At 45.4% G+C, this 840-nt stretch carries 2 protein-coding genes; both read left to right on the top strand.

The genetic code is table 11. The features are described from left to right. Positions 1–543 (top strand): S-type pyocin domain-containing protein (locus M988_RS22150; RefSeq protein WP_211271698.1); only part of this gene is annotated, 543 nt, incomplete at its 5' end. Then, positions 543–840: DUF6392 family protein (locus tag M988_RS22145; RefSeq protein WP_248846538.1), on the top strand; the 298-nt coding region annotated here is incomplete at its 3' end. The genes M988_RS22150 and M988_RS22145, both read left to right, overlap by 1 nt.

Raw genomic sequence — 840 nt, 5'->3', positions numbered from 1 at the left:
TCGTCCATAACGGTACTGCCGATACCGGAGAAGGTCGGAAGCGATATCGAGAATTATCCCGCGCCGACTGAGGGGGATTTTGAGGACTACATTCTTGTTTTCCTCGGGACGGATATGCCTCCGATTTATATCTACCTGAGTAAGCCACCGGTAGAGTTTTTGGAGGTAGAGCTATACAGTGACTTTAAGCGCCGATCTCGGCAGGGGAAATATGAGGCTGACCATATGCCGTCTAGGGCGGCGGTGGAGGCCCATTTAACAGAGCTTTATCCTGATTTTTCACCTAAAGATATTAGTAAATTATCTGACGATGTAGCCGCAATTGTTATCCCTAAAGAGGTTCATCAGAAAATCAGTGAGACTTACGGTGGCCGTAATACACCGGCGCAAATCGATCTGGACTCGCGAGATCTCCGGGCTGCGCTTGATCGTAATCTGGATGCCATAAAACCGGCATTAAAAGAACATGGCGCGACCGAATCTCAGATAGAAACAATAAGGGCGAAAATGCACTCACTGAACGGAAGAATGGGGCTGTATTAATGACCGTAAATGTTGAAAAGCTAATTAACAGCTTAGGTAAAAGTTACCTAGAACTTATTGATTCAGAAGTTATTGTATATAAAACACCACCAAAAGGAGCATCAGGCTCTCCAGTTCTTAGTTTAGAGATGGCTCGAGAGGGTATATTTTTATCTTTCTGGCGTGATGGAAGGGTATTAAAAGCCGTTACGCTTACAATTCAGGATGACGATATTACCGATTGGGTATTTCCTAACGAGCTACCCCCACCCCTGCAAAAAAGTATGTCTCGCCAGTGGGTACATGAACAAATGGGGG

Origin of the sequence: Hafnia paralvei ATCC 29927 (assembly GCF_001655005.1) — a bacterium.
GTDB classification, from domain to species: Bacteria; Pseudomonadota; Gammaproteobacteria; order Enterobacterales; family Enterobacteriaceae; genus Hafnia; species Hafnia paralvei.
The sequence above is the reverse complement of the archived record's forward strand: the minus strand, read 5'-3'. Positions and strand labels throughout refer to the sequence as shown.